This window comes from Vibrio sp. V09_P4A23P171 (assembly GCF_963875615.1).
Classification (GTDB): domain Bacteria; phylum Pseudomonadota; class Gammaproteobacteria; order Enterobacterales; family Vibrionaceae; genus Vibrio; species Vibrio anguillarum.
Genome location: NZ_CAWNMR010000071.1, coordinates 1 through 22,545 on the forward strand (window position 1 = coordinate 1; position 22,545 = coordinate 22,545).

Annotated in this window: 16 protein-coding genes; all 16 read right to left on the minus strand. The window is 46.7% G+C overall.

The genetic code is table 11. The annotated features are described in order from the left end of the window. The coding region (locus AACT23_RS16655) for a type VI secretion system Vgr family protein (RefSeq protein ID WP_094128522.1) at positions 1-1,583 on the minus strand (1,583 nt) is incomplete at its 3' end. Between the two features lie 167 nt (positions 1,584-1,750). After that, on the minus strand, positions 1,751-3,046 hold the full coding sequence (locus AACT23_RS16660; RefSeq protein ID WP_094128525.1) for a type VI secretion system ImpA family N-terminal domain-containing protein: 1,296 nt from the start codon (positions 3,044-3,046) through the stop codon (positions 1,751-1,753). 57 nt (positions 3,047-3,103) lie between these two features. Beyond that, on the minus strand, positions 3,104-6,649 hold the full coding sequence (gene tssM, locus AACT23_RS16665) for a type VI secretion system membrane subunit TssM (RefSeq protein ID WP_013868305.1): 3,546 nt from the start codon (positions 6,647-6,649) through the stop codon (positions 3,104-3,106). 17 nt (positions 6,650-6,666) lie between these two features. Further along, positions 6,667-8,064 carry a type VI secretion system protein TssA gene (gene tssA, locus AACT23_RS16670; protein ID WP_017046812.1) on the minus strand — a complete coding sequence of 466 codons (1,398 nt, stop codon included), beginning with the start codon at positions 8,062-8,064 and terminating at the stop codon, positions 6,667-6,669. A 9-nt stretch (positions 8,065-8,073) separates the two neighbouring features. Beyond that, the gene (gene vasI / locus AACT23_RS16675; protein WP_094128528.1) at positions 8,074-8,733 is read right to left on the minus strand and encodes a type VI secretion system-associated protein VasI; all 660 of its coding nucleotides are present in this window, start codon (positions 8,731-8,733) and stop codon (positions 8,074-8,076) included. Beyond that, a complete protein-coding gene (locus AACT23_RS16680) occupies positions 8,730-10,292 on the minus strand; it encodes a sigma-54 interaction domain-containing protein (RefSeq protein ID WP_176428663.1) in 1,563 nt (520 codons plus the stop codon). Before AACT23_RS16680 ends, vasI begins: the two co-directional genes overlap by 4 nt. Positions 10,293-10,294: 2 nt before the next feature. Then, on the minus strand, positions 10,295-12,913 hold the full coding sequence (gene tssH, locus AACT23_RS16685; RefSeq protein WP_094128534.1) for a type VI secretion system ATPase TssH: 2,619 nt from the start codon (positions 12,911-12,913) through the stop codon (positions 10,295-10,297). A gap of 23 nt (positions 12,914-12,936) precedes the next feature. Continuing rightward, entirely contained in the window at positions 12,937-13,710 is a 774-nt protein-coding gene (gene icmH / locus AACT23_RS16690; RefSeq protein ID WP_026027751.1) for a type IVB secretion system protein IcmH/DotU, read from the minus strand. 2 nt (positions 13,711-13,712) lie between these two features. Beyond that, positions 13,713-15,047: a type VI secretion system baseplate subunit TssK gene (gene tssK / locus AACT23_RS16695; protein ID WP_094128537.1), complete on the minus strand. Its 1,335-nt coding sequence runs from the start codon at positions 15,045-15,047 to the stop codon at positions 13,713-13,715. Between the two features lie 4 nt (positions 15,048-15,051). Then, a complete protein-coding gene (gene tssJ, locus AACT23_RS16700; RefSeq protein ID WP_013868298.1) occupies positions 15,052-15,531 on the minus strand; it encodes a type VI secretion system lipoprotein TssJ in 480 nt (159 codons plus the stop codon). A gap of 2 nt (positions 15,532-15,533) precedes the next feature. Next, positions 15,534-17,006, minus strand: coding sequence for a type VI secretion system-associated FHA domain protein TagH (gene tagH / locus AACT23_RS16705; protein ID WP_013868297.1), 1,473 nt, complete (start codon positions 17,004-17,006; stop codon positions 15,534-15,536). Positions 17,007-17,010: 4 nt separating this feature from the next. Further along, the gene (tssG, locus tag AACT23_RS16710) at positions 17,011-18,033 is read right to left on the minus strand and encodes a type VI secretion system baseplate subunit TssG (protein ID WP_026028436.1); all 1,023 of its coding nucleotides are present in this window, start codon (positions 18,031-18,033) and stop codon (positions 17,011-17,013) included. Continuing rightward, complete coding sequence (gene tssF, locus AACT23_RS16715; protein WP_013868296.1) at positions 17,997-19,766, minus strand: type VI secretion system baseplate subunit TssF; 1,770 nt, start codon at positions 19,764-19,766, stop codon at positions 17,997-17,999. The genes tssG and tssF overlap by 37 nt, the downstream gene beginning before the upstream one ends. A gap of 6 nt (positions 19,767-19,772) precedes the next feature. Continuing rightward, positions 19,773-20,210 (minus strand): type VI secretion system baseplate subunit TssE, encoded by a 438-nt coding sequence (gene tssE, locus AACT23_RS16720; RefSeq protein ID WP_013868295.1) that lies wholly within the window; start codon positions 20,208-20,210, stop codon positions 19,773-19,775. Positions 20,211-20,212: 2 nt separating this feature from the next. Beyond that, the gene (gene tssC, locus AACT23_RS16725; protein ID WP_026027753.1) at positions 20,213-21,688 is read right to left on the minus strand and encodes a type VI secretion system contractile sheath large subunit; all 1,476 of its coding nucleotides are present in this window, start codon (positions 21,686-21,688) and stop codon (positions 20,213-20,215) included. Between the two features lie 49 nt (positions 21,689-21,737). Next, a complete protein-coding gene (gene tssB, locus AACT23_RS16730; RefSeq protein WP_017043584.1) occupies positions 21,738-22,247 on the minus strand; it encodes a type VI secretion system contractile sheath small subunit in 510 nt (169 codons plus the stop codon). Between the last annotated feature and the right edge of the window lie 298 nt (positions 22,248-22,545).

Consider the following 22,545-nt stretch of genomic DNA (forward strand, 5'->3'; position numbering starts at 1 on the left):
GTGAGGTGCTGGTCGTGCTTGATGTGCGCCGTGGCGTCATTGAGCACCAAGGCGTCTAAGTCTTTTTGCGCGTGTAGGTAGATTTTCTCTTGCGCCGCTTGGTCTTCAAAGCTCAGCTCGTTAAACCCTTCTCCTTGGTGCGTTTCACTGCGCAGCACGGTTTTAGTTTTGTTATCCGGCAGTGTGTACGGCGCTTTGTTGGTGGCATGGTAGGTACGGCCTGTCACTATCGGTTGGTCTGGGTCGCCGTTAAGAAACGAGACGATGACTTCATGACCAATGCGCGGAATGGCTATCATGCCATATTGGCTGCCAGCCCAACCTTGTGACACGCGCACCCAGCACGAGCTGTGTTCATCGCCGTTGGAATATCTGTCCCACGGGAAATGCAGTTTGACGCGGCCATGTTCGTCACAGAAGATTTCTTCGCCGTCAGGGCCCACGACTAACGCCATGCAAGGGCCATCCACTTGAGGTTTGGCTTGCGGTGTCGCACGCCACGTGACATCAGCAGGAATGAGCGTGAATTGGTTGCTGTACGTGGTCGCGCCACTGCCGCCCTCTTCTTCCAAAGCTTGTGGCTGACGCCCTTGATGATGCACTTGCACTACAACCCAATCGCGGTTCGCGCTGTCGTCAAGATGCTCTTGTAAGTCGAACTTTGTGCCCGCTTGCAGGCCTGGATGGTTACTTTTTCCGGTCGCGGTACGCGCTTCTCGTCGTAGGTACTCTAAGCGAATTTGATTAAAGGCTTTGCCGCTGACGTCGTCTTTAAAGCGACCCGGTGCATCAAAGTGTTCGTAGGTCGCTTGCTGGTAATCCATCTCGCGCCCTTGCGCTTGCTGGGCAAACGAGTAGCTCGGCTTTTTAAAGCTGTAATCTTGCAGCGCGCTGTGGCTCACTTCGGTTTGGCTGTGTTGCGTTAATTGCGACACATAAGGGCTCTCCATCACGCCACCTGCGAGGGCGTTGTAAGGGATAGGCGTTTCTCGCTTCGTCAGGCTTTGGCTGTCGTCACTGAAAAAGAGGGTGTGTTTCCCTTCTTCATGGATGAAGTGATACACCAAGCCCTCTTCGGCGGCTAAGCGGTGCAAGAAGTCGATATCCGTCTCACGGTACTGCACGCAGAATTCACGCTGAGCGCACTCACGTTTCAGCGAGAAGGCGTAGTCGTTAATGCCCATTTCTTGCAGTACGATGGAGAGGATTTCGGGAACGGTTTTGAGCTGGAAAATACGGCTGTTTTGGCGCAGTGATAGCCGCTCTAATGCCGGGACTAAGGTCAGTGAGTAAAAGGTGTGATGATGGCCAATATCGCCTTTACTGAACTGGCGCACAATGCCGTGCACGCGCTGCACGACAAGGTCATCACGCAGCATCTCAAGCTGAGCGGTTTTGTCCACCAGCTCCAGCGCCGTTAAGCCAGATTGACGACTGGCCAGTTTTATCTCATAGCGAAAACCGTAGCAGCGCAGGCCCGCTTGCGTGCTATCAGACAGCGATTCCACACCTTGGTATTCATGCACCACTAACGTGTCGTCTGCCAAACCCTCCACGGTGAGCCTAAAACTTAACCTTGCCATCTTTTTCCCTTCCACTCTTTTATCGCAAAATGACACTAGTACAGCAAGTGCAGTGCCAGATATTTTTCTTTTATATTCATAAGGTTATAAGCAGCCCTATTGACAAAGGCAACAAACTGCCTGATATGAGCAAAAAGTTGCCCTTCAATAACCAATTGTTGCTCAGCTTATTGAGCATGAGCTTCCTGATTATGTGTCACAGTCAAATGCTCAAACTGCTTGTCGAGCTCGGCCATTTTCCAGCTCAAATTATTAAGCCGCTGCTTCAGAATCATAAACTCCTGTTCAGCCTGTACAACATCACCTTTTTTGAGCAACTCTTCGACATATGCAGCTCTCCCGTAAATAGGAGACAAACTAATAGCGAACTCCTCCAACGATTTGGTTTGTCTTTGCAGTTCGGTTAATTTTCCTTTTTGCGCGAGCAGCGCGATGTTAGCCATCTTGGTTCGCGTTTCACTAAAACGCTCCATAAAGCGCTCAGTTTGTTGCAGAGCTTCACGCTTAGCATCGGCAAACGCTTGATCAACCTCCAGCACCGATTCGGTTTGGGGATAAAGTTGCAATAACGCATCCAACACTTGCTGGGCTTCAACACGAGCCGATTCAAAAGAGCGCGCCATTTTTTGCTCAATCGCCTCTCGGTACAATGGCACAATCTCATTTGACAACTGTTCAAGCTTGGCTGGCGAGTTAGCCTGTTGAAACGCATTGACCTGCTCTGGCGTATGTAAAGCAGGTAACCTTAGGTTGGTTGCATAAGATATTGAGTTGAAAAACGGCAAATAAGTGACGGCCCCATACACCATCACAACACCAAGAACACCGGATATAAAAGCGGCCACATGCGTAACACGTGAGCGCTTTTGATTACGCACCTGCTCAACCTGTTCCGTTTGGGTATGGCGCTTTAGCAGCGAATGATATTGCGTTTCTAAACGATCAATATGTTCAAAAATAGCAAAACCTACTCCTTCGAAATCAACCAAATAGTCCGGCTGTTGCAGCTCTAAAATGGCATGCATACGCTCACAAAAGCGCTCACAACGGTATAAATCACGCAGTGCTTCATGATTCGGACGCAGATCTTTTAACTCCCGCACTACACGAGCATTAACCCAATCGAGCACTTCCTTGCGCATTTTCGCCGATTTTACGTCCGGTTTTGGCAAATTACTTAAGCAGCAGCACAGCAGTTCAACACCATTGGCGTATCCCGCTAAGCCCTGCATTTTTAAACAGGCTACGGTGTAATAACCGCACAGCAAAAGGTCAATCCCCGGGCCTTTTGCTAATGTTTCACAAGCAACTTTCACCACAGCCCAGTCTGGACCACCTGATAATGGGTTGTTACGACGATTGATCTCATCTCTCACCTTTTGGTAGGCATCAATGTGACGAACAGCGGCAGCATCATCTATCAAATGAAAACGAGCGTGGTCGATAAATACAATATTGGACATGACTACAGCGTCCTAAGTGAGTTGAGGAGCGATGACCAATCGCTCCTCACTATTATTTTAGTAAAGGGTTTTCGAGAGTTTGAATGACTTAAATAACCGCTCGGTGAATGGGTTAATATCTGCCTCTGAATTGAGTCGATAAATCATCTCACCACCGTCAACTGCAAACTTAAAGTCAACCGACGTGGAACTAGCACCCACCACATCACCTTGTTCAAGCAAGCGGAAAAATGCCCACGGACCTTGGATATTAATACTTCGTGGCGACATATTATTTTTAGTCGGCACTAACGTTACTTTAGAGATCGCAGAATCACGCAGCGTATTTGGCCAAATCAACTCGACACTGTCTCTTGGGCCGTGACTATAAGCGAGATATTGACCATCAACATTCAGCACACTGCGGCGTTTGTTGTTGCTCAAGCGTAACGGTTCAACCGAGAAACTAACGTCTAAGACCCCTTTGCGGTTAAAGAAAGCTTGCTGAATTTTCTTCGCCTGCTTGAGCTGTTCTAGAACGTCTTTGCGAATAATCGACTGCGCGTTATCGTCATCATTGACCGCAATATTTTCTTCCACAAACATTCTTAGCTGGTTGTTGTAGAAGTTGTCTAATGTGCCGTTGGGCGCAAAAAACGCTTCAAAGTCAGAAAGAGAACTGTCTTTGTTGGATGACTCATTAAATGGATAGCGACCAGCTAATTTCTCTTCAAAGGTTTTGTAAACATCATCATGCCAACGAACTTCAAGGTGCTTAATCGCTTCTTGTTTGACAACATACCAACTCTCATCCGCCAGTTTAGACACCATAGTATCGAGCGGTTTAGGCAAACCTGATGCAATACGTTTCACCGTGTAAATTGGATCAGCGTTCACTAATTTTACGCGTGCTTTAGTGGCATCAAGCGCAGCCATACCAACATCTGGCGCTTCTTGAATAGATTTGAGGTAATTTTGTAACTCTTCCACCGCCACTAACACTTCATTGATGTACGCTGGCTTATCACCGACTGGCTTGAGCATAGCGTTTAGTTCAGCAAAGGGCGCATCAATCTGCGAAGCAACTTTGTATTTTGGATTTTTTAACAGCTCTTTTTGCGCGGCTTCATCTTTAGGCACACTGGCATACATTTGAGTATTGCTTTCTAAAGTGCGAAGCAAACGCTGCATCGGTTCAATGTTGCCGGTAAAGTTTTCTAATACTGACACCGCGTCATTGATGTCGCTAAAATACTTAACGCTGATTTCATTAAGAGCCGCACGCCAGGTATTGGTGTAGTCCGCCACATACAAGCTGCGGATTTTGTTACGAAGGTCGTGCTTATCCGCTTCGCTAAATTGAGCCGATTTGGATTGCCCCAGTACCCAACTGTCGATCAAGGCCAGCTCAGAAACGGATTCTGATTGCGGCATAAAGTAATCTTCAAACCCTTTTTTGGTAAGCATTTGCGGAATATACAGCGAGCTGCTGTTGACCACTCGCTCTTCAAAAACCACATCAAAGACGGGGCCAATCAAGTTGCGTAAATTGATCGAGGGACCAAGAACCGTTTGTGCATTCAACTTCAAATTACGGTAAACACGTTGATCGTTAGGCATAGAACCAAGATCAGACTGCACTTTCGCCACCACCTGATCATAAGGCTTCATCACCGACTCTGCATTGCGATCACCGCGCGCGCGATCACCCGCTAAATCCGTGTGTAACATGGCGTAGTCTAAATGCCCCAGTAGTTCTTCTTGGATCACGCGTTGCCCAGCGAACTCTTGCTGCCAGTATTTGGAGAAATAATCGAGTACATAATCCTTATAGCGGCCGCTTTTATCTACCATCATGCGATAGACGCGCAGCACGGCCAGCTTCTCTTCATCTGTTTTGGCTTGGTTAAGCTGCACAACGACATCAGCCATTAGCAGAGGTAAAAAGCGGTTTTCCAATAAATTCAAATAGGTCGCTTCAACCATTGGACCAATCGTGTGGCCTTGGTACAAACCAAAATCGGAAATGTACTGTGGTTTATCACGGAAGAAGCCAAACTCTAACGTCGCTTCACGAATTTTATTGAGCGGCACGAGAACATCTTGCTGAGAGGCTAAATAAAGATTAGAGGGGAACTCGTTTTTGTACTCGTTTACTTTCGCTAACACCGCATCAGAATGCTTCACGTTACTAAGGTAATAACGATGCCAAGTGCCGACTAATAACACAGTTGCAATAGAGCCGGCCACTACTGACAAACCAATCAAGCGCCGTTTTTGCTTCGCAACACGAAAATTATCCGAGGCAAGCCCAGCTTCAGGATAGATAATGTTATTAAACAGTTTTTGTGTGAAATAAACCGTTGAGTTTTTGGCTTGCTGCGCTTTGTTGATCGCATGATCTAGCCCGTAACGACGTGAAGCGGCATCATCAAATGCGTTTGTGGGTACGCCCTGTTGATACACAGAAGTGAAATACGCGCCACGCACCAAAGCCGACGTAGAGAACTGATCACTGGCCAATGCATCGTTGAAAAATTGTAATAAGATCTCTTTTAAACCAGAAATTTGACGCGTGAAGCTATAAATAGCATTGCGCTCTTCGAGATCCATAGGTACAGAAACCGCATGCGGCAACACATCATTAATGCGCTCAACAAACTGACTGTAGTCTTTTGAAAACTCGTTGAGCCAGTTATCCAAGTCATCAATAGAGTCAAGCGAAAAGGTAAAGCCCAGCACATCTTCACGCTGACTGCGCGAGTAATGTTTAAAGAAAGGTTCAAAACCGTGTAACAAATCCAATTTCGTCAATGCAATATAGACAGGTAGACGCGTGGATAACGTCTCCATCAATTCACGTAAACGAGCACGCAATAAATTGGCGTAAGCTTTACGCTCGGTTGCAGTTGCGGTTGCTAAGTGAGAAACGTCTAACGCTAAAACGATACCGTTGAGTGGACGACGGCTACGCGTTCTCTCCAACCAATTAACAAAATGAAGCCATAAACGGCGCTCCATCGCACCATCGTTATCATTGCTGTGGTTACCTTGTGTCAGTAGCTCTCCATCAGGATCAATCAGTACCGATTCATCGCCAATCCACCAATCAAACGAATACGGGTTTTCACTTTTTTGACCCGAGGCTCGCATTACCGAAGAAAAAACAAAGTTTTGCCCAGAGCGGTTGATGAGGCTGGTTTTACCGGCATTTTCCAAACCGAGCACTAAATACCATGGCAACGCATAGAGATAATTACGTTTATTGAGGTTCTCTTTCATGCTGACCATCACTTGGTTCAGCTCAACCTCTTGGCGCTCTTCATAGGCTTTAATTGGATCTTGGCGAAGCTGATCTTCACGCTTTTGCTCGGCTTTAAAACCTTGCAATTTTCGCCACTGCCACACGCCCCAAACGGCCAAGGCACCTAAAGTGAACAAGCTACTTGCCACTGCGCGAGCGGTTATCGATTCAAGTGGCTTATTCCCCGCGATCTCTAGCCAAGGGCCTGCCCACCAAATCGCAACATTCAATAAAATGAATGTGCTAAATAGCAAAATAGGCATCGCCGCGGCAATGCCCGGTGTTAACTTTCTTGCGATCCCAACAATAAATTTCCACATGGGTTTGTGTCCTTCGTTTACTCTGACGTTGTGTATTGTTCTAATTGCTCAACTAATGAGGGTTCCCAATCGGTAACGCTCATGGTGCTAACCTGAGCATGTAACGTTTGGTACTGTTCTTTCGCCATCGCATCTAAATTATTGCTATTTAACAAATCAGCCGATAATAACCGCCAATAGAATTTATCCCTTGGCTCACTGGCGCTGACCAGGCCATCGTTGAGCATAGAGAGCGCCACCGCAATGCCTCCCTCTTTCGCTAAGCTAAACGCCTCTTTGCGTTTGTCTTGCCAATCACCTGCTACTTGGCCTTGGGCGCTACTTTGCTGCTGGCTGAGTAGCCACTCTTTTACGCTCGCATTGACAAAAGGCTCGCCTCCTTTGAATTTCAACTCGAGCAGCGCAGGTAGACGTGCCACAAACTGCTGGCTTTCACTCAAAATGGCTTCACTCCACGCCTTTTGGCCTAAGCTTTGCGCGATTTGATAACTCATCATCTGCCCTTCAAACCAGTAAGGTGCCATGGTCAAACTCTGCTCTACCTTGCGCCATAAGGCTAAATCTGGGCTACGCATTTGGTCGTGATACTCTTTGATTCGTTCTTGCGCCATCGCCCGTAACAGTGTTTCCCCGCTGACGTCGTGCTCAGGTAATGAGGTAATACTTGACCACACGGCAAAACGCCTGACTCGTATTGCCAAGGCAATGCCGAACTCTTGTTCAGACAAAAACTCAGCCACCTTTAATAAGGTCTGCTTAGTGGCTTTGTCACTTGAACTGTCGACTGAGATGGCGCTCTGGGTGGTGGTTTTACGTTCAACCGCCGGAGTCTCTTGCACATGTTGAGTCGCTTGCTCACGTTCTGTTGCACGGCGCAGTTGGGCTTGAACTTTAGCCACTAGACTTTCAACGCTTTCAGACATCAGTCCGGCTTGAGTAGTCGCTTGCTGTAGCGCGTCGATCGCGGTGTTTAACTCATCACGATCTGGTCCATCAAATTGTGCGAAATCTAACTTGTCGATGACTAAGGCTAACCGCTGCACAATCTGGCTGAAGAATTTGCGACGTGGCAAACTGCCTCTTTTGCCTGGCGCAGGGAAGCAATCTTCCCAGTAAAGGGACATGAAATCGCTCAGCAGCTGCAGCGACGTGGTGAAACGTAGCGGTGTGACTTGGTTATGCAAACACTGCAACAAGTAGATCAATAATTTGAGATCTTTACTTTTTTCGCTGAGCAGTTTGAGCGTACTGTGTTCGACTTCATCCCATTGCACACTAGCGTGGGAGAGTGACCCCACTTTCATCATTTGATCTTCAACAAAATCAAACAGTGGATCATCAATCAGGCGCTCACCCACAGGGTTATCGGCTTGAATAGGCTGAGTAATACAGCGGCGATAATCGGTTAACTCCATTGGAACTCCTTACCAACCACAGCGTGTTTTTAGTGCCGTTAATGATTGCGAAAGCTCGCTCGCATCAAACTGCAATCCATCAACAAAAGGAGAGTTTGAACGCAGCACAAGGCGATTTTCTCGCGCCATCGCTTTCATCATCTCAATCGCTGGCATGCCTCTGCCTGAGGAAAAGAGCAAACCTAAATCGTCACTACGCCAAGATTGTGCCTGCATATTAGCAATCGACACTTGGATGCGAGGGTCATCAATCGCGCTAGGAAACGCCAATTCCACTCGACTCAAATTGTCGATACAGCTCATCAGCAGCACAGGTTTAGCGTTATCGTCAAACTTTGTATTTTGATTTAACGCAACCAAAGTAATCCACGCATTCCCTTTATCATCGTCGCCCTCAACGGTTAAGTGACTTGCTTCCCCGTCTTGATACTGGCTGATGCTATCAAAGGCACGTTGCCAAGATAGCGGCGCATTGGGCATTGCCGCTTGAGGCATCACCACGTCAGAAGGCGTTTTAAACAGGTGGTCAAAACAGCTCAATCGCTCTAACCGAGATGTGATCGTAGTGCATTGCTCTGCTTGTGCTACAGCGTCATTTTCCGCATTTGCCATGGGAAAATACAGCGTCATAGAGAGGCAAACTGTGAGCCTAAACAACCGTTTATTCATGGTGTTTTAATCTCCAATTTTTGGCATTTATAGGCCAAGGTCCGCTTGGGTATACCGAGGCTTTGGGCCGCTTTGGCCCTGTCACCAGCAAAATATTGGAGGCGCTCACGGATAATACGAGACTCAAATTCATTCACCGCTTGTTTTAAATCATCCACCACTCGGCTGACACCGGGCTCAGCTTTAGCGACCTTATGCCCATGTCGTTCAGTCTCTGGCTGCTGATCGGCTTTAGTGTATGCTAAACGTTGTGTAAAGCAGGACTCCTCCACCTGTGTGCCATCCAGTGTTTGCGCACAACCAAATTCAATAAGGTGCTTGAGTTCACGCACATTACCGGGAAAGTCATAACGTTTTAGGCAATCGATCGCTTTATAGTGCACACCCCGAATGTTGGTTGCATGCTGCTGATTAAAGCTGCGTACAAAATGTTGGCTAAGCCGTTCAATGTCATCCATCCTTGCCGCAAGGCGTGGCAAAGTGATCGGGTACTGAAATAAGCGGTAATAAAGATCCTGACGAAACGATTTATTACGCACTTGTTCGAGGAGATTGACATGCGTTGCTGAAACCAAACGAAAATCAGAAGATTGTTCGTTTTTACCGCCAATCGGCCGAAAAGATCGAGATTCCAACACCCGCAGTAATTTGGCTTGCAGGCTCAAGGGCATATCACCGATTTCATCCAAAAACAGGGTTCCGCCATCGGCTTGCGCAATCAACCCTTGTTTATCACTATCCGCGCCGGAAAACGCCCCTTTGCAGTAGCCGAACAGTTCACTTTCCAATAAGTTTTCAGGGATAGCCGCGCAGTTAATAGCAACAAATGGCGCTTGTTTACGGGGCGAGAGTTGGTGCACCGCTTGCGCGACCAACTCTTTACCTGTCCCTGTTTCACCTTGCACCATCACTGAAAGCTGTGATGGCGCGGCGTTGATGATCTGCTCTCTTAATTTTTTCATCACCAAGCTGTTACCGATTAAGGTTTCAGAGAGGCTCGCAATTAATGAACGACGAGCATTGTCACGCTGAACGTCAGACAACGATTCCGATAAGCTTTGTCGATTCTGTTCTTCCCGTTGCATCTCATTAAGCAACGACCACTGATGGCAAAACACATCCACATACTTGATAAAATCTGGCTGCTCAAATAGGCCTTCCAAGGTATGGGTTTCACCAATCAACAGCAAAATAGACTGAACTTGTGTATCCCCATTAGGTAACGGGTGTACAACCACGCTATCTAGCATGCCGACCCGGCTAGTGAGTTGACTAAACAGGCGATTAGATTGCCAAAAAACCAATTCATCAGCGGTTAAGTGCATCGATTTGGCCGATTGCAATACATGGGCAAACGGACAATCAAAATCGGTGACCGACCAGCTTAAATTCAGCGGGTTATCCTGTGGCACTAAGGTACGGCCGTCTGAACTGGGAACCAGTAACAAGCAAGTATCGAGCCTTAGCTCTCGGCGCAGCGTTTCTACAAACAATGCGGCCAATTGGCTAGGCTTTCTCGCGACAACAAGCTCGGTTGCGTAAGCTAACCAGTGACTCATGATCACTCAACCTCTCCAATAAACTCACCCTCTTCCGCCGCTAAATAGATGCGTTGTACTGGTTGTTTATCAGCCAGTTTATTTAACAAAGCTAATGAAATCGGTGGTAGTAATTGACCTTCGATGATCGCTTCCAGCATACGAGCCCCATTTTCAGAGCGCGTTGCACGGCTTAAGATCTCTTCGATCAAGCTATCTTCAATCACCACGTCAGCGGCATAACGCTGTTTAAAGAGCTGCTCAAGGCGGGTTAACTTGCCACGCACAATCTGCTCTAGCACTTCTTTGCTGAGCGGTAGATACGGAATAATCTCCATACGAGCCAGTAAGGCGGGTTTGAAAAAAGCCGCAAGTTCTGGGTAAAGCTGCTCATCAAGCAACTGAGGCTGCTGCGCGTAATCGACTATGGTTTGGTAACCTAAATTCGAGGTGAGGAAGAAGACGATGTTTTGGCAGTCGATCACTCGACCTTCACCATCGGCCAGCTCACCTTTATCAAAGGCTTGGTAGAAAATATTGAGCACTTCTGGGTGCGCTTTTTCAACTTCATCTAACAGCACCACAGAGTACGGCATTTTACGAATCGCTTCGGTAAGAATGCCACCCTCACCATAACCAACATAACCCGGAGGCGAACCAATCAGGCGTGAAACGGTATGCTTTTCTTGATATTCCGACATGTTAATAGTGGTTAAAAATTGTTTACCACCATAAAGTTGTTGCGCCAGTTGGACTACCGTTTCGGTTTTACCAACGCCACTTGGACCCACGAGTAGGAAGGAACCTTTTGGACGCCCCGGACGGCGCAAATCCGCGCGCGCCGTTAATAAGTTACGGTGAACACGCTCAATCGCAGTATCTTGCCCTTTGATTGCCTCACCTAAAATAGCCGTTAGGTGGGTGATTTTATGCAGCTCATCGCTGTTCATTTGGTCAACGGGCACGCCCGTCCAGTCCGCAATCACTTCCGCTATTTGCTGAGCATCGACTTGTGGATGCATGAGACGATCATTATGAGGGATCTCTTCTAAAGCTCGATATTGCTCCTGCAATTGAACAAGTAACTCATCGCGCTCAACTTGGGTCTGCTCACCATGATCCTCAGCGTCATCTAAGAGCTGATCGCGTAGGGTAATAATGCGCTCAATGATCGCTTTTTGCTCTTGCCAGCTTTGAGTCAAGGTCGCTTTTTCAGCTTCATCGGCCACTTCTTGGCTACATAGCTCATCCAAGCGATGCGAATCAACCACTTGACCTAAATATTGAGCACGCTCAAGCATATCAATTTCAAGTTGACGTTGATGGCAAGCGGTCTCTAGTTGCGCTAAGCGCTTCGGCGGTGTGGTGATATTAATTGCAATACGCGCGCAAGCAGTATCCAACACATCAATCGCTTTATCCGGCAGTTGTCTACCTGAAATGTAACGCGCTGAAAGCTCGGCGGCGGCTTTCAATGCATCATCAGTAATCAATACGTTATGGGCTTTTTCGTAAACACGATTCAAGCCACGCAGAATATCTACTGCTTGGCTGATGCTCGGCTCTTCTAATTTCACTAACTGGAAACGACGAGTCAGCGCAGGATCTTTTTCAAAATACTTTTTGTACTCTTTCCATGTGGTGGCTGCGACAGTACTGAGCTCGCCTCGCGCAAGAGCTGGCTTGAGCAAGTTGGCCGCATCACTACCACCCTCTTGGTTGCCAGAACCAATTAAAGTGTGCGCTTCATCGATAAACAAAATGATCGGTTTAGGCGAGGTTTTGATCGCGTCAATCACGCCTTTAAGACGTTTTTCAAATTCACCTTTGACTGAAGCACCCGCTTGCAACAAGCCGAGATCGAGTGAGCACAACTCTACATTTTGCAGCTGTGTCGGCACATTGCCCGCAACGACGCGCAATGCAAGTCCTTCAATCATGGCGCTTTTACCGACACCAGCGTCTCCCACAACGATGGGGTTGTTTTTACGACGACGACACAAGATGTCGATCATCAAATTGAGTTCGTTTTCACGACACAATACTGGGTCCAGTTCGCCGTTACGCGCTTGCGCCGTGACATTGGTGCAGTATTTATGCAGTGGCGAAGATGACGCTGCATCCAGCGCGGCAGGAGCTTGAGAACCCGCTTTGTTTTTTTCAACCGCCGACTCGGAAGAGTCTTGCAACAGCGTATCAAACCCTTTGTTTAGGCTCTCTTTGTTGATGTGTTCAAAAAGACGGATTAGTTTAAGTGGTAGGTAACGATCAGCGCGCATCAACGCGGCTAAAAACACCACACCCGAACGAAGCTGATTCTGATTCAGCTCAGTGGTAGAAAGCAACCAAGCTTCCTGCAATAGCTCAACCAACAGTGGCGAGAATGCTGGATAGGTATCTAACACTTGTTCACGAGCGTAACTTGCACTGATGGCTTGTTTTACGGTTTCCACATCTAAGTTAGCGTGCTTAGCTATCACACGCACATCCGAAAGTGGGTTCTCTAACAGCACATGCAGGAAATGCTCATAGGTCACTTCTGGGTGCTGACGTTCAATACATAATGAAGCGGCTTGCTCTAGGGCTAGCTTACTCTGTTCATTGAGTTTTGAAATTAATGTGGGTAATTCAATACGGATCACTACAATCACCTAGCCTTTTATAATTAGAGTATTTGGTTCAATTGGTTTAATACGTCTGCCGATTGGCTGTGCAGTAAATAGGAATAGCCTAAAAACACACCGACCCAAATAATGACAAAACCAAGCAGTACTGACCAAACCGGTAACTGCCTGCTTAACTTATATTTTGATTTCACCACATGGTCCGTGGCGGAGGTCAGTTCCTTCGGCTCGTTTTCATCCAACGAACTGACGGTGTCATGTAAACGACTGATCACCTTTTCACGCTCGTTGTGGCCGCTTTCCATCACACGGTATTTACCTTCAAAACCTAACACTAGGCATTGATAGATAAACTCTAGCAACGCGCGATAACGTTTAGGTTCACCTTCCAAGCGACTTAAGATGGTAAACACTTTTTCGCCGCCCCAAGTCTCACTGTGGAAACGAGACAGCATAGAATGTTCAGCCCACACACTGGATGCACCCCACTCGGTTCCCATGACGGCTTCATCCAAAAACGCGCACAGAATGTAGCGATAAGCCATCAAAATCGCATGCTCAAACCCTTGCTCGGCAAGCTCGATTTCAATCGCTTTAATCTCTTCCACCGTCTGTTTGTAGATCTGCTCAATGTTGTCGCACTCTGACAAGCTGCGTACCCGCAGCGACAAACCAAACAGAGGGGTAGCAGCATCAATCAAAACATTAGGGTTATCACCACGCAGTTGAAACCAGTAATCTTGGTCGTGGTTGATCTGCTCGACGCTGTCAAAAAGCAGACCGCTGTATTGGGTGTTTTTTTTATCAATGGCCATCATCAGCTCCTAATCGCCCAGAATTGCAGGTCAAGATCTTCAAACGCACCCGCGACATGGAAAGCAAAACCACTTGAGCGACCTAACATCGACCATGCTGAGCTGGTTTTATCCAATTGGTAATAGGTATAACCGGCGTGGTAAGGCAACTGCCTTGGTGCCACTGGTAACGGTGTAATTGGAATGCCCGGTAATTGCAGTGAAATGAGCTCGCGGATTTTCTCCACTGACGATACTTTGGTCTGCTGAGTAAAGAGACGACGCAGTTCATCTAATGGCATGCGTGCTTTCACCGCGATGATGAATTCTGCGCTTTCAACCAGTTGAGGGTCGTGGATTGGGGCAACCATCAGACCGTACTTACGTTTATCCAACTGAATCGAGACCGCTCTAGGCTCAAGCACGATACTTAGGCTCTGTCTTAAGTTGCGGATCAGCGGCCCAAAAGAGTGGGTCGGCATTTCATGGTTGTAGCTCGGGATGTTCGGTGGTAAACGACTTTCATCGGTAAATGTAGCCAATTCTCCACATACGCATGACAGGCACTCAAATAAACGTTCCGGGTGCAAACTGCGTAGCTCTGCCAAGTGTTGCATCTGGGGTTGTAAGCGATTCAGGGCTTGCAACAGCATAAAATCAGACACATCCGCTACCCCGCCTTGAGAGGGAGAGCTGATACGTTGAGCAATATTTTTGGCACGTTCGCGCATTAACCCAGAGATTTCGTTAATAAAACGGTGCAAAGCCGCATTGCTCGCAACATTAAGATGGCACGGAATAAAGTCCGGATCGAGTACGACACTGCCATCAGGACGTTTTTCTAAAATACGAGCGATCGCGATTGAGGCGTAAGAGCTTCTGTCTTCTTTTTCAAGCATCAACTGCACACGAACAGGTGAGACATCTAGCGTCGTGGTGTCACCGCGCACGGTATGCACATCACGCACTTCTAGACGATTGCTTAAATAACGCCCGGTTCCACGCTCTTCAGGCCAGTTAATCTCCATTAACGATTCACTGCGAAGTGGCACCGCTAAATAGACCAACTGGTTTGCAAGCGAAGCATCGGCAATCTCAAGCGCATCGGGCAACACATCTTCCTGAGGAATACGGAAAACGGTTCCATCAGGCATAATGCCGACCGCACGTTCGATCGCGATACGACCAAAAGAGAGATATTCAGGGTTAAGTGATAACTCTGATACTCCGTAAAGATAGCCACTGACTGATGAAATGCGTTCATCAATATGATATTCAAAATAGCGTTGCTGCTGCTGGAAATGCTGCGGTTTAATGAATAGACCTTCATTCCAAATGACACGATTACGCGCAAACATCTTGTTATTCCACCCTTTCCAGTTTTACATCGTAGTCTTTGAAATACATCAAAAGATGGTATTCCCTACCTTTGTTAAGCACTTTGACGGCCTTTTTCCATTCACTCAGCTCAGGTTCAGCAAAATGCGCCATGACCCCAATGTAGTTCGTGCCTTCATCAATCTCGAACGCGTTCACAAACTTAAACTGGCCTGGTGTCATTACATAATCGTAATTGGCGATAAAATTGCTGCGTAACGCTTTTTTGTAGTCTGCTTTTACTTGGTCATAATCGGCAGACATAAACATCGAATCATCTTTGAGCTCAAACACTTGAACCTCTATCGGCGACGCTTCACCCCAAATATTAGGGTTAGTACCTTCATCACTAACGAGACTGAACGTTACCTTGGTCGGCTGTGTGGCTGGCTCATACTTTTCTGATGAGCTACAGGCGGTTAATACCGTCAGTAGCATCAGCAGGACAAAAGACCGCTTGTTCACCGTTATAGCTCCAGCTGTTTTTCACGAATTTTCTTGTCGTAAGACTGCTCGAAAATTTCCCAAAACAGTTTCTCAAATCCTTTTTGGCGATTAGAAGTGAGCTCTTGGTAGTAGTGGCAATACATCTCCCACGCCCAAGCATCTGAAGAGTTACTCTGTGCATCACTATTGCGCTTGTAGTGTTGGAAACGGCGCAGTAGCACTTGAGGAGAAAAGGCATTAAGAATCTGATTTAGGGCTTCGCTAGTGGCGTGCTGCATTGCTTCGTTATGGTCGCGCACATTTTTTAGGCTTTCGGCAATCGCCGCTGGGGCAGACAAGTGCACCACACTTTTATCAGCATCATACAGAGTACGAATGGTTTCTTCGTATGATAGCCCCAAGCGAAGTGGGTTATCTTCAATCGGTTGCAAGTTACGATTCATCATACCAAAACGCCCTTCACTCACTTGCTGGTGAAGCTCAAGCAAACCTTGCACACACGCTTGCAACGATTGCCCAAGCTCTTCTGAAAGCATGTGCATTTTCGCCATATCGTGGCTATTGCCAACGTCAACACCTAGCCCGGTGAGCATGGGGCCGGTCAATAAGTGTGATGCATTGTTTGACGAGCTGTTGTGTTGCTCGGAGTGAGGGTGGTAGCTTCTCGCCACTTCTTCCTCAAGTAGATCTAATACTTTATCGTCCATCGCTAAGCCCTCAGGTACGTTGTAAATGCTGTTATTAATGTTCAAATGAGTCGGTGGTTGCGCAGTCTCATGGTGCTCAACAGCCGGAATAGGTGGTAAATCGGTGGAGGTTTTGCCAAAACCGAGAATTTTCTTTAATCGAATCGATGACGTCATCTCATACTCGCTGTCAGCTTGAGGCGTAAACTGCAGTTGCGACTGCTGGCTATCGTATTCTGGCACTAATGAATGTTGTGCTTGTGCGAGTGGTTTTTCCGTCTCTTCAAGCAACGACTCTTCTTGTTTAATGCCTTGCAATAAATCATCTAAAGCGGCGATAGGGTCCATTGAACTCGGCTCTGGTTCATCCTCGTCGCGGCTGATATCATCCAATGGACCATCTTTGAGTAGATCGAGCCCCTCTTTAGCAAACAGCTGATCCAAAGAGCCATTAATCAGAGAATCATCTTCACCCACTTGACCAAAAATGACACGAATTTGGTAAGGTCCAATGGCCACTTCATCTTTATGCTCCAACTTAGCCGAGGCACCTTGCCCTAACGGCTTATGGGAACCATTAACATAGGTATTACCAACCAGATCTTGAATGCAAAACGCACCATCAATCACACGGATGGCACAGTGATGATTTTGAATTTTCCCTTTACCGTCACGAAGCTGCCAATGCGCATCACTTGCAGAGCCAATCACACCGCCTTGCACATTAAACATCGCTTGTGCGGATAATCCTGATTCCAGTAGTTGCACATTCGTCACTACCATTGAAAGCGTTTGCTTCTTCTGCATATCGCTATTGCCTTACTTGTATAAGCACGCTTTTGTCCGCCAAATCGCGCCCTAAAAATGATGACCAACCCAAAGCCACACCACTGTCATGGCATAAACTCATCACTGGAGCCTCGCTCTCGTGCATGGTCAGCTCAAGGTCGTAAGCCATCTGCTCTCGTAAAATAAACTCCACCAACTTACACAGCGGTTGATGTTCTTTGCCTGATGGCAAAAAATCGGCAAATCGTTCTCGAGTTAAGTTTTTGATACAGATAACAAACTTACCGTTACAGTCCATTACTGACTCACCCAACATGCTGTTGATCCCAAGCTCACCATTCTGCTTACCTAAGCAAAACTGCTGATAAGGCTCTATCCGGACTTTGCGTCGAACCCACTGGCGAATACTGACTTCTTGCAGATCAAAGCAGTGCGCGATGATGCCAGACACCACTTGCGGTGAACGACTTCGGCCAGCCAAAGTGCCCGCATAAGCCAGCATCTTGCACCAATTTATCGGTGTTTCACCGCGCAAGTCCGCATCACCCAAACCGACTAAAGCAAACAGCTGTGATGAAAATTGATCCTGCGCACCCGCTTGAAAACGGACGTAATAGCGATACTTTCGCCATACGCGATACACAAGGTTAATCAACCGGTTATTGAAAAAATCTAAAAAGGGCCGCTTGAAACCACCGGGATCTTCTTCGACCAATTGCTGCAAAATAAAACCAGGCAACGGTGACTGTGCCCCAGTTAATCCAAAAAAATTGGTTTGTAAGATCAGGCGCTCATCCGCGAACTCACGTAAATCCGTTACGTCCGCTGGTGCAAAACCTAAACTGGGGTTGGCACTGAATACCAACTGGCATGTCCGCTCCCAATCTTCTGATTCAGGATTAAACGCATTAAGTTTTTGCAGCAGTTCCACCAACTGGTAGAAGTTGTACGTTCGTACATCGCTTGGTAAACCCAGTAGAGGCTCCGGCACAGCCGCCGCTGCCATCTCTAGATCAATGGCTGCATTCCTGTCTGTGTTCCCCATGTGTACTTCTCTTGATTGGACGCGTTAATAACGATCAGCTCATGAAACGAATTGATGCTGGCATAGAGGGCAAAAAAGTGGCTAAGCACGGTGCCAAAGAGGTAAAGCTCCCCTTCTGAACCAAAACAGTTTTGATCAATATGAATCGTCGATTGCAGCCCTCGCACTGGCAAACCGCGCAATATTTTATCCACGGGTTGCGACTCAATTTTTTGGATCCCTTCAAGACGCAAACGCGCAACACGCTCCGCTTGGCGATCCACCAAGGCTCTGAAATCGTAAGCTCGCAACACACTACTTAAGGCATCTTTGGACAGCAGCGATAAATAATTCAGCGATAAGTTAGAAATCAATACCCACAATAGACTGCCATCCAGTACTGGGCGCAGAGATTGTGAAGGCACGGTAATATTGCTGAAAGTGGCAAAGGGGGGCGAGCTGTCTGTCGGCTCACAAATGTCACCGACACCGAGTTCGAGCGGTAATAAGCGATTGGTGCAGGTGAGTTTGAGCGAGATGGCTTCATCGACATGCATGGATTGCGTTTCATCTCCGCGAATGAAAGAGATGAAATTATCAAATCCATCGCCACGGATACTGTCTCTCACTCGTGTGCGGTAGTAGAGCGCTTCACGATTTCGAACCCGCTCCACTTCATGCTGAAAACTTTCAAATGCTGAATAGACACGTTTTTCACCCCGAATTCGTTGGCTGGCTTGAGTTTTGTCTTGCCAACCGAACACGCCGTCAACGCTGAACACTTCATAGTGAGAAGGGTAACGACTAGAGGGAATAATGCGATACTCTGAACGCTTGCCCGTTAAATCGATCGGATCGGCATCATGTTCAAACAAATTAATGACAGGGGTGCAGTACAACTGGAAATTATCCTGACGCACTCGAACGTCCGCTGGCAGGGTTTTCGAAAAACTGATTTTCAGTTTGAACGCACCATGCACTGATTTCGGCACTACGCTAGCCAGACGGGTAATGTCAACAAAATGAAATGCTTCAGGAAACGACAAGTATTCCTGCAAAACGCGATAACCTTCATACACATTGGAAGGATAGGGCAAAAGCGACTGCTCGCTATCAAACCCGACCGTTTGGAAGCTATTGCGCGGCAGCGTAAATTCTACCCCCGCGACTTCAACAGAAATCTTATCGAGGTAGTGGTTGAGCCATAAATAGAGCATTTGTGAGCTGTATTTATCACCACCTAAGTAAAAGCGCAGATCATCAAGATGCGCATCACCGACGCTTATCTCACCCAACATATTAAGCGACACTTCGATGATGGTCGCTTCTCTAGTATGTTGCGCAGTGACGTCAGTACATTTCAGTGGGTAAATCTGCACGTCACGACAGGTTCTAAAGTGGCATTTGGTGCCGAAAACAGGCTTGCTATCGAGCTGAGTGCCACGAGCGATTTGCTGCTTATCACTGACACTTTTATCCGGTGTGAACGAGACAATACTCATGCTTGGCACAGGACGTAAGTAGTTTGGCCATAGCATGTTGATGATGGAGTGCGTTAGCTCAGGAAATTCATCTTCAACTTTTTCGCGCAAGCGAGCGGTGAGAAAGGCGAAGCCTTCCAATAAACGTTCGACATCAGGATCCGTCGTTTTACCGTGTAAAAAGCGAGAGAGTTGAGGATGAATTTCAGTGAAATGCTTTCCTTGTTCTTTAAGGAAAGCAAGCTCTTCTCTGAAGTACTTATCTTGAGCCATAATTTTCTAATACACTCGGTACTTTCGGTTTTGATCCAGTAGCAGATTGAACTGCACTTTCTCATGTAACGCATCACTGTTTATTTCGGCCACAATATGGAAGCGCAGCATCAAAGGGCTAAACACGTCCGACTCGGATCGAATCACAATATTTCGTAAACGGGGCTCATACACATCTAAGCAGCTTTGTATCGCAAGCTTAATCCGCAGCGATAAGTCTAAGGTTTCTAACGTTGCATCGTTAAAATCCACTAAACCTAACGTTGGAGCACTTTGTGCCTCACCCATGCGAGTATTCAAAATATTGGAAACATTGCGTTTGATTGATTGGAGCACATCCCATGCATTTGGCCCTTGGGTCAAAGACATAGGCTTGGTGCCAGCTTCTAAACGTTCAAAGAAGCCGACACCAAATGCACTCTCTTCAGGTGCAATATAAGTCATGGTTATGCTTGATCTAATCGACCAACCAATGACAATTCAAAGTTCGCGCCCATGTACTTAAAGTGAGGACGAACAGAGAGAGAGACCTGATACCAACCTGGTTCACCTTCAACATCCATGACTTCGATTTTTGCAGCACGAAGAGGACGACGGCTACGTACGTCTGCTGGTGGATTTTCTTGGTCAGCCACGTACTGTTTGATCCAACCATTAAGCTCGCGTTCAAGATCTTGACGCTCTTTCCAAGCGCCAATTTGCTCACGCTGTAGCACTTTGACGTAGTGTGCAAGGCGATTGATGATCATCATATATGGCAGTTGCGTACCCAACTTGTAGTTGGTTTCCGCTTCTTTGCCTTCTTTGGTATTAGGGAATATTTTTGGCTTTTGGATCGAGTTTGCAGAGAAGAATGCGGCGTTATCACTGCCTTTACGCATGGTTAAAGCAATGAAACCTTCTTCTGCTAATTCAAACTCTTTACGGTCAGTCACCAACACTTCAGTTGGGATCTTACTTTGCAGTGCCCCCATCGATTCAAACACGTGTACTGGCAGATCTTCAACCGCACCGCCACTTTGTGGGCCAATGATGTTTGGACACCAACGGTACTTGGCAAAGCTATCGGTTAAACGAGTAGCGAAAGCAAACGCGGTGTTACCCCATAGATAGTGTTCGTGTGAAGCGCTGACACTTTCCACATAATTAAATGATTTAATTGGGTTTTCTGTTGGATCATAAGGTACGCGCAATAAGAAACGAGGCGCAGTCAAGCCAAGGTAACGCGCATCTTCTGATTCACGTAGAGAACGCCATTTAGTGTATTTAGGGCTTTCAAATGTTGACTTAAGATCCTTGATATTTGGTAGCTCTTCAAAAGAATCGATACCAAAAAACTCAGGGCCTACACTAGAAATGAATGGAGCATGAGCCATCGCACCAAGTGCACCCATGTATTGCAGTAGCTTCATGTCAGGGGTTGATGGCGTGAAAGCAAAGTTACCGATGATAGCGCCAGTCGGCTCACCACCAAATTGGCCATAACCAGAAGAATAAACGTGCTTATAAAGACCGGATTGCGTCGTTTCTGGTGCAAATTCAAAGTCTTCAAGCAACTCGCCTTTCGTTACATGCAACAAATCAACCTTGTTGTTTTCACGAAAATCGGTACGGTCAATAAACAGTTTCAAACCACGCCATGACGATTCCATCTGCTGGAAACGCTCTTCGTGCAAAATCTCATCCATTTGAGCACTGATTTTCTTATCAAGCTCAACCAGCATTTGATCAACGAGTGATTTGTTAACCGGCTCTTCCGTTTGATTCGAACCGATGAGATTCTCAATAAACGCAGCAACCCCTTTCTTCGCAACATCATACCCTTCTTCAGTCGGTGCAATGCGCGTTTGTGCCATGATTTCATCAAGTAAACTGCCTTGGGTGGCACTTTGTCTCTCTAAGACGGCTTCAGTAGTAGACATCAATTTCGTTCCTAAATTTGATTAAATAAAAAGTTGGGTTGATCAAGCCTTATGCTTGAGGCTCTTCTTCTTTGCCGCTCACTAGGCTGAGCTCAGATAGAAGTTTTTCACGCGATTCTTCCGAATTTAGTAGCTCTTGTAGACGCTCTCTAAACGCGGGAATATTGCCCAAAGGACCTTTTAAGGCCACAAGAGCTTGGCGTAGCTCAACCAATTTATTTAATTCTGGAACTTGTGCTGCCACTGAATCCGGTTCGAAGTCAGCAAGAGATTTGAAACTAAGCTCAACAGGAAGCTCAGCATTTTCATCGCCACTCAGTTTATTGCGCACTGTAGTGGTCAGTTTCAAATCGCTTTCACGCATAACCGCTTCAAAGTTGTTCTTGTCCACTGAAACGGTCTGTCTCTCTTCAAGTGGGGTCTCTTCGGTATGGCCTTTAAAATCACCCACCACCAGAGTTTTTAGCGGTAACTCAACTTCAGCCTGTGCATCTCCCGTTGCTGGAATATACTTAATATTAATCCGCTCTTTAGGAGCTACACTTCCTTCTTTAGACATATTACGTCTCCAATACCTATGCCAATCATTGTCAAAATTACGGACAAGAGCGTAGCTAAACTTAGTTACCACTTACTCAGGCCGAGGGTTACATAACGTTGTAAAAATTAAAGTTAAATCTATTGGACTTAAGTTCTAATAGAACTCAAGTCTCTTAATATTTATTATCTGGTAGATTTTAATGAGCATTTAAACAATAAATCCCATTAATTAGCATTAGCTATTAAATTCTTCCCTAAACTACCCCATCAGATTTATCGATATTTTCATGGGGATTTAAAATTCTCGGCACATTCTA